The sequence below is a fragment of the Desulforhopalus sp. genome (genome assembly GCA_030247675.1).
Taxonomy (GTDB): Bacteria; Desulfobacterota; Desulfobulbia; order Desulfobulbales; family Desulfocapsaceae; genus Desulforhopalus_A.
This window is the reverse complement of sequence record JAOTRX010000016.1, coordinates 1-6,602: the sequence shown is the minus strand read 5'-3', so window position 1 is coordinate 6,602 and position 6,602 is coordinate 1. Positions and strand designations below refer to the sequence as shown.

The window sequence follows — 6,602 nt, the reverse complement described above, 5'->3', positions numbered from 1 at the left end:
CAATCGTTATTCCCACGGCAGACAGACCAGTAAATTTCCGCATGGATCGCCTTGACCCACTAGAAGCAATTCCAGTCATTAACAAGGCAGGAATTCTTCAAGATGTTTTACAAGAACTTATCCCTACTAAAAACAATAATATCCGTCCATTGACTTCGCTTGAAAACGGCCACCTGGCCCTTATGCTGGCAGGAGGATACATGAACGGAGCCATAGAGAAAGATGGCCGGCAGTTGGTTATTAAAGGTGTTATCAAAAAAATCGAAAAGATTGTCCAGGTTCATGAAAACGAGACTGGCGGCGGTTCGATCACCACCAAAGACCAGTACATCCCGACCGTCAAAGTCATTGACATGCAAACTGCCGAATTGATTACCGTGCAGTAATCCAACTCTTACGGGAGAAATCACATGATAACACCATACCTCATCATAAAATGTGTTGGATTCGTCTGTTATTCCAACGCCCTGATTGTAAGAAGGTCAGACCGAGAATACCAAGGCTGTTTATTGAGCCTTATCGGTTCGCCTTCTCATGTAAAGGCCATTTCTGCGCTCATTTATAGCGGCGAGGCTGTTTGCAGGGTGTCTGGCAATAATGACGAGTCAGCTGACCTTCGTTTTTCCGGCTCAATCCGCACCTGCCGCACCCGCAAGATCGGTGAGGTAGTAAACAAGGTGCTGGTTGCAACAGGATTCAACGAATCTTCTCTTCACGCAACTGTCTTTGGCCCTGATCTGCCTACCGTGCAGGAACGAGCCTTCCGCCGTGTTGATAAAGCAACCACCATTCCACTCAAACCGCAATGGCAAGAGTGGCTCTGGGAGAAAATGATATCCCCTGAAAAACTTTATAGCTTCGGCGACGAGGATTTTCAGGAAGCGTATCTTGTAAATATCCCATGCGATGAGACCTTAGAAATGCGGGTGCTGGAAGCAGTCAAGACCGGAGAGATACAGTAGCCAACCAACATGACAACCTAACCCAAACAGGGGGAGAGTATTTCCCCTCATGGGGCCATATTCTCCTCTTTTCAACCATTAAAAATGGAGAATTATGGAAGCTATCACCGATATTGTCGAATCAGTAATTGACGGACAAAAAACCGTCAAACTGGCCGAGTTTCTGGATGAATGGGGCGATATGCTTAAGAATCAAGTCATTCAAAACATGAACCCTGTCTATTCACTGAAAGCGGAAGATCATTGGGATTCACAGGCCAGAGAAAAGTTACAGCAATTACTGCGAAAACCGTTTGAGTCGCAAACCAGAAAAGGCATCTTGCCGGTAGCCAGGTCTTTTTTCAAAGAAGATCACAAGGCAGCTTTCATGGTCGGTGAGATGGGAACGGGCAAAACCTTTATGGGATTGGCTGTTGCTCATCTGATTACTAAAACACACAAACGCATCCTTATTCAATGTCCCGGCCACCTGGTCAAAAAATGGATACGGGAAGCACAAGATACCATCCCCGGATGCAACTGCATCAACCTCAACGGGAAAAGCCTGGGTCTGCTCATCACAGGTAAGCTCACGTCAATAAAACCTGTTGGCACCGAGATATGGGTAATGGGCAAAGAGCGGGCTAAATTGCATTTCCAGCGTGTTCCCCAGCGGATTACGGTTTTTGGAAGGCAATGTTGTCCTGAATGCGGTGGGCAAATAACAACCGATGACGATAACAACAAATGCATACCGTGCGAACATTGCAAGGCCCCGATGTGGATGGCAGATGGAACGAAAGTCCGCCGCTACGCCAAGGCCGAGTTTATGAAGCGGTTTTTTCACAAGAACTTTTTCGACCTTCTGATACTGGACGAAGTGCATGAACTCAAGGGTGGCGGTACTGCCCAGGGCCAAGCAATGTCCTGTCTTATCGCTCGCTCAAAAAAGGTGCTGGCTCTTACCGGCACTTTGATGGGCGGCTATAGCTCAAATCTTTTTTATCTGCTCTGGCGGATGTTTTCTCGTCAGATGAAGGCAGATGGCTTTGAGTTTGGCAGGTCAATGCATTTTGCAGAACGCTACGGCGTTGTGCAACGCACTTATGACAGCAAGGATGTAAATGCAAGTCTCAATGTTGCCAGTATTGGCCGAAAGCTCGGTAAGTCACGGGTTAAGGAAGCTCCAGGAATATCACCCCTGTTACTGCCTGATCTGCTGCTTGAGCATTCGACCTTTGTCCGTCTGGCCGATGTTAATGACGCATTGCCGGAATACGAAGAAATCATCGTTCCAGTAGCATTGGAACCCGACCAACAACAACCGGAATATGCCCAACTCTCCCATGATCTCATAAATGCCACCAGCGAAGCATTAGCTCGTGGTGATATGCGGCTTATGGGCAAAATGATTCAATCCTTGCTGGCGTATCCTGATGGATGCCGGAATGGGGAAAGAATCACCTTGGAGATTGCAGGTAGAGAGACCGTAGTTGCCTCTGCACCAGGCCTCCGAATTGACCTGTTGCCCAAAGAAGAAAAGTTGCTGGAGATTATAGCGGCTGAAAAGAAACAAGGGAGAAAAGTGGCGATTTTTCTCGAACACACCGGCACACGGGATTTGCTCCCTGTATTAGAGGAAAAACTTCAGAAGAATGACCTGAAGCCTCTGGTACTCCGCAGTCAAATCGTAAAACCGGAGTATCGGGAGGATTGGCTCAAAAAGCAGGTTCAGACGGGATTGTACGATTGTCTTATTTGCAATCCCAATTTAGTAAAAACCGGACTCGATCTTTTGGAGTTTCCCACAATCATCTTTTTTCAATGCGGTTATTCAGTATTCACGCTCAGACAAGCCAGCCGAAGGTCATGGCGTATCGGGCAAGACCAGCCGGTACGGGTATTTTTCATGGCCTATTCAAAAACCATGCAGGAAAAAGCTCTGTCGCTCATGGCGCAAAAGATGGAAACATCGCTTGCAGTAGAGGGCGAGTTATCAGATAAAGGGCTGGCTGCATTATCTGAATCAGAAAACAGCATGATGTATGAACTGGCAAAGGCTTTGACCGGCAAGGTTGCGGTCAAGGATATGAGCGAAGCATGGACCAGATACCGGCAGCGTGAGTTGCTGAGTAATCTATCTATGGACGATAACCAGGATGTCACCATTACGACCACAACCACCATGAGTACTGCCTCCGGCAGCACAGCCACGATCACAGAAGAGTATGTTGTTCGCGGGACTGTGTATGTCAAGAAGGCCGGAGCCATCGCTTATGTCGGCAACAACCGCTTCGATCTGAAAGACGGATTTGTTTTCTGGTCCGGCAGAAAGATAGGTTGGTACGACCGACAAGGTTGCGGTGAAATCAACGAAAAGCCGATTCGTATTTATAAACCTGACCAGTGCAAGCATTTTGTCCTGGCTGAAATAAGAATAGCGGCATAACCCACTCCCCCAACCCATTTATTCAACCCAGCAAAGGGCAAAACAACCCCTTGTGGGAAGTTTTGTTCCTTTTCATTACGGAGGAAAACTTATGAATAATTCAGAAATCGAAATGATGGCCGGACCATTAGAGGTCGAGATTACGGCAAAACCGATCAGGATTGAATTGCCGACACAGTTACGCGAACATGCGGACGCTGCGGATAATTGCACCTGGCCTTTTGGGGAATTGCTCAGACAGTCAGCAACGGAGATCGAAAGGTTACAGAGGATAGTAAAAAGTAATGAGCCCGTAGCTCTGTTACGAGAGATATGGAAACATCATCAGCCCGTCTATCTCTTTGAGGCCATCGCTGACCATACTGACCCACAGGAGGCATCATAATGGAATATTATTATGATCTCGAAGTATTGGCCGATTTAATGGATGATTTAATGGCTGATTATTTCGAGGCCGACCACCAAGAAGATCGTCAAGATCAAGATTAGCCAAACATAAACCAATCAACCCACCAGGGACGAAACCTCCCTGACGGGAAAGTCTTGTCCCTTTTTTTATTCACTCCAAGGAGACAAGACCATGATTGTCAATTTAGTTCGATGTATGCGGACTACTGCAAAAAGAACCGACAAAAGCAACCTCGGGCATTGCATCCTGCTTTTTCTGGCTGCTAATGAAATAGAACGCTTGCAAGAGAAGCTTTCTGTGGCAGAAATCCGTAGCAATCAAACCATCAGGAGCAAAATAACCTCTCTGTCTTTGGTGAAGTCTTATCGCTCTTTAATTCAAAAGAGGAGATAAGCCATGAAGTTATTCATCCAAGACGAACAAGGACAGTACGTCACTGCGACAACCCCCGAAATCATTAAAGAGGGCCGTAACCGTACTCGCTCCACACTGAAAAGAGGAACTGAATTTATCGGAAGTTCACAAGCTGCAAAGGAAGCAATAGCCTCAAAAATCTTTTCATACCAACATGAGGTCTTTGGTTGTCTGTTTCTGGACACCAAGAACTGCATCCTGGCGTGGAAGGAAATGTTCCAAGGGACTATTGATTCGACAACAGTTTACCCTCGTGAAGTGGTTAAGGAAACCCTGCGGCTCAATGCTACAAAGGTTATCCTCGCTCACAACCACCCTTCAGGTAATACTGACCCTTCCCAACAAGACATTGAATTGACCAAAAAACTGAAAGAAATCCTGCAGATTATAGATGTTAAAGTGCTGGACCATATAATCGTCGGGGATGAGATAACATCCTTTGCGGATATGGGTATTCAGTTTTAGCTAAATTCTTCGCAATCAATATCAACCTATCAGGGACAAAACCTCCCTGACGGGGTCTTGTCCCTATTTTTTTTAATCTCAAAGGAGACAAGGCCATGATAGATCAGAAAATAATCGATAAACTCCAGAAATTACTTGCTCTGTCGGCAAGTGATAACGAAAACGAAGCTGCCCTTGCCATGAAGAAGGCCGAGGAGCTGATGCGTGAACACAATCTGTCCGTTGCTGATGTAGCTCTTGACGGAAGTGGTGCGCATGTAGGTTCTGCAGAAGTATGTGGACTGACCAAGACTTCCCAGACATGGGAAATCTCCATGGGAAGCTTCATTGCCCAAACCTTCAATGGCCGAGCAATCCGTACCAGAAACAGCAACGGTTGGAGTTTCATTTTTGTAGCCGGCCAGACAGATTTGATAATTATCACTGATCTGTTTGAACGACTGCGCTCTACCATTAAGCGAATGAGCCAGGCTTATGTAAATCGTGCAAGGGGTTGTACCAGAACTCACGGTAAATCCCTGCATAACAGTTACCGCCTGGGAATGATTAAAACGATCAGCCAACGATTAGAACGTCTGAAGCAGAACACTGCCCCGACGGATAATCGTAATGCCTTTGGGATGACCGGTACTGCATTGATGGTGATTAAAGATAAAGCAGTTGACCAGCGAGTCAATCGGCTCTTCCCACGTATAAAAACGATAATGTCAAGAGCCAGTCGTGTTGACGGCAATGCCTACCGGCAAGGAATGACTGATGGCAATAATGTCAGTCTGCACCAATCTGTAAACGGCAGGTCTTCTGCACCTCTTGGCCTCAAGAGGTAGAAAATGAAAACAGAAAAAACAGAGTAAAACCAATCCACACTCAATAAGCAGTCAACCCATCAGGGACAAAACCTCCCTGACGGGGGTCTTGTCCCTATTTTTTTCAATCTCAATGGAGACACGACCATGACCGCACCAATTTTTATGACCAATGACCTGATCGTTAAGTACGCTTCTGCTGCTGGTGCAACTGAGCCTGTAGATAAAGTATCCAGTCGTTACACCTTTGTTCCAACCTTAGATGCTGTTGACCTGCTGCGTGATGCTGGCTGGTTTCCGATCAAGGCAGAGCAGAGCGGCACCCGTATCCAGGATAAGGAAGGATTTCAAAAGCATTCCATTCGTTTTACCCGGAATGAACACTTCGAAATGAATCCGAAGGATGAGCGGGTTGACCTGGTTCTCTATAATTCTCACGACCTGGGCAGTTCCTTCAAACTGATTGCTTCAGTTTGGCGTTTGGTCTGTGGCAACGGTTTGATGATCGCCTCGGATTTTGCCAACTTCACCCATCGGCATGTCGGATTTAACCAAAATGATTTTGTTGAATCTGCTGATAAAATCACCGCTGCTGCAACGGTCATCAACGACCAGATGGATTATCTGAAAGGTATCCACTTAGGCTACGACGAGCAGATCGCCTATGCTGCAGCAGCTCACAGGCTGGTATATGAGGATTTTGGTAACGCTCCTATATCTCCGGAACAGTTGTTGACACAGCGCCGTTTTGCCGATGGCAGCAATAGTCTGTGGACGACATTCAATAAGGTCCAGGAGAACATCATCAAAGGCGGAGTAAAAGGCAAAGTCAATGGAGAAGATGGCCCTCGAAAAGTCACTACCAGAGCGGTAAAAGCCCTTGATCGCAATATCAAGCTGAATCAGGCTCTTTGGGTCTTGACTGAAAAGATGGCTGAATTGAAATCTCTATCGATTGCCGCATAACAATTTAACCACAGCCGTCTCCTTCGGGGGGCGGCTTTTTTTTGGATGATTATTATATCTTTTGTGCTATACAAAGGTATGAATATTTATTTACTTTATTATATAACTATTTAGTTGCATAAATAGCTGTTTCTTATATACATCTGACGCTG

Annotated in this window: 8 protein-coding genes; all 8 read left to right on the top strand. The window is 46.2% G+C overall.

The window, feature by feature from the left end:
* A partial coding sequence (locus OEL83_21005) for a hypothetical protein (protein MDK9709525.1) occupies nt 1–386 on the top strand: 386 nt, incomplete at its 5' end.
* 123 nt (nt 387–509) lie between these two features.
* Nucleotides 510–962: a hypothetical protein gene (locus OEL83_21000; protein MDK9709524.1), complete on the top strand. Its 453-nt coding sequence runs from the start codon at nt 510–512 to the stop codon at nt 960–962.
* A 94-nt stretch (nt 963–1,056) separates the two neighbouring features.
* Nucleotides 1,057–3,390 carry a DEAD/DEAH box helicase gene (locus OEL83_20995; GenBank protein MDK9709523.1) on the top strand — a complete coding sequence of 778 codons (2,334 nt, stop codon included), beginning with the start codon at nt 1,057–1,059 and terminating at the stop codon, nt 3,388–3,390.
* Nucleotides 3,391–3,481: 91 nt separating this feature from the next.
* Nucleotides 3,482–3,775 (top strand): hypothetical protein, encoded by a 294-nt coding sequence (locus OEL83_20990; protein ID MDK9709522.1) that lies wholly within the window; start codon nt 3,482–3,484, stop codon nt 3,773–3,775.
* Between the two features lie 195 nt (nt 3,776–3,970).
* Nucleotides 3,971–4,192, top strand: a complete 222-nt coding sequence (locus OEL83_20985) for a hypothetical protein (GenBank protein MDK9709521.1) — start codon at nt 3,971–3,973, stop codon at nt 4,190–4,192.
* A gap of 3 nt (nt 4,193–4,195) precedes the next feature.
* Complete coding sequence (radC, locus tag OEL83_20980) at nt 4,196–4,678, top strand: DNA repair protein RadC (protein MDK9709520.1); 483 nt, start codon at nt 4,196–4,198, stop codon at nt 4,676–4,678.
* 95 nt (nt 4,679–4,773) lie between these two features.
* The gene (locus tag OEL83_20975) at nt 4,774–5,505 is read left to right on the top strand and encodes a DUF2786 domain-containing protein (GenBank protein ID MDK9709519.1); all 732 of its coding nucleotides are present in this window, start codon (nt 4,774–4,776) and stop codon (nt 5,503–5,505) included.
* A 126-nt stretch (nt 5,506–5,631) separates the two neighbouring features.
* Entirely contained in the window at nt 5,632–6,450 is an 819-nt protein-coding gene (locus OEL83_20970) for a DUF945 domain-containing protein (GenBank protein MDK9709518.1), read from the top strand.
* The last annotated feature ends 152 nt before the right edge of the window (nt 6,451–6,602 follow it).

Excerpts from the sequence above, each read along its gene's own strand:
- OEL83_20990 (MDK9709522.1), top strand. The coding sequence starts at position 3,482 with ATGAATAATTCAGAAATCGAAATGATGGCCGGACCATTAGAGGTCGAG.
- OEL83_20970 (MDK9709518.1), top strand. The coding sequence starts at position 5,632 with ATGACCGCACCAATTTTTATGACCAATGACCTGATCGTTAAGTACGCT.
- OEL83_20995 (MDK9709523.1), top strand. The coding sequence starts at position 1,057 with ATGGAAGCTATCACCGATATTGTCGAATCAGTAATTGACGGACAAAAA.
- OEL83_20985 (MDK9709521.1), top strand. The coding sequence starts at position 3,971 with ATGATTGTCAATTTAGTTCGATGTATGCGGACTACTGCAAAAAGAACC.
- OEL83_20975 (MDK9709519.1), top strand. The coding sequence starts at position 4,774 with ATGATAGATCAGAAAATAATCGATAAACTCCAGAAATTACTTGCTCTG.
- radC (MDK9709520.1), top strand. The coding sequence starts at position 4,196 with ATGAAGTTATTCATCCAAGACGAACAAGGACAGTACGTCACTGCGACA.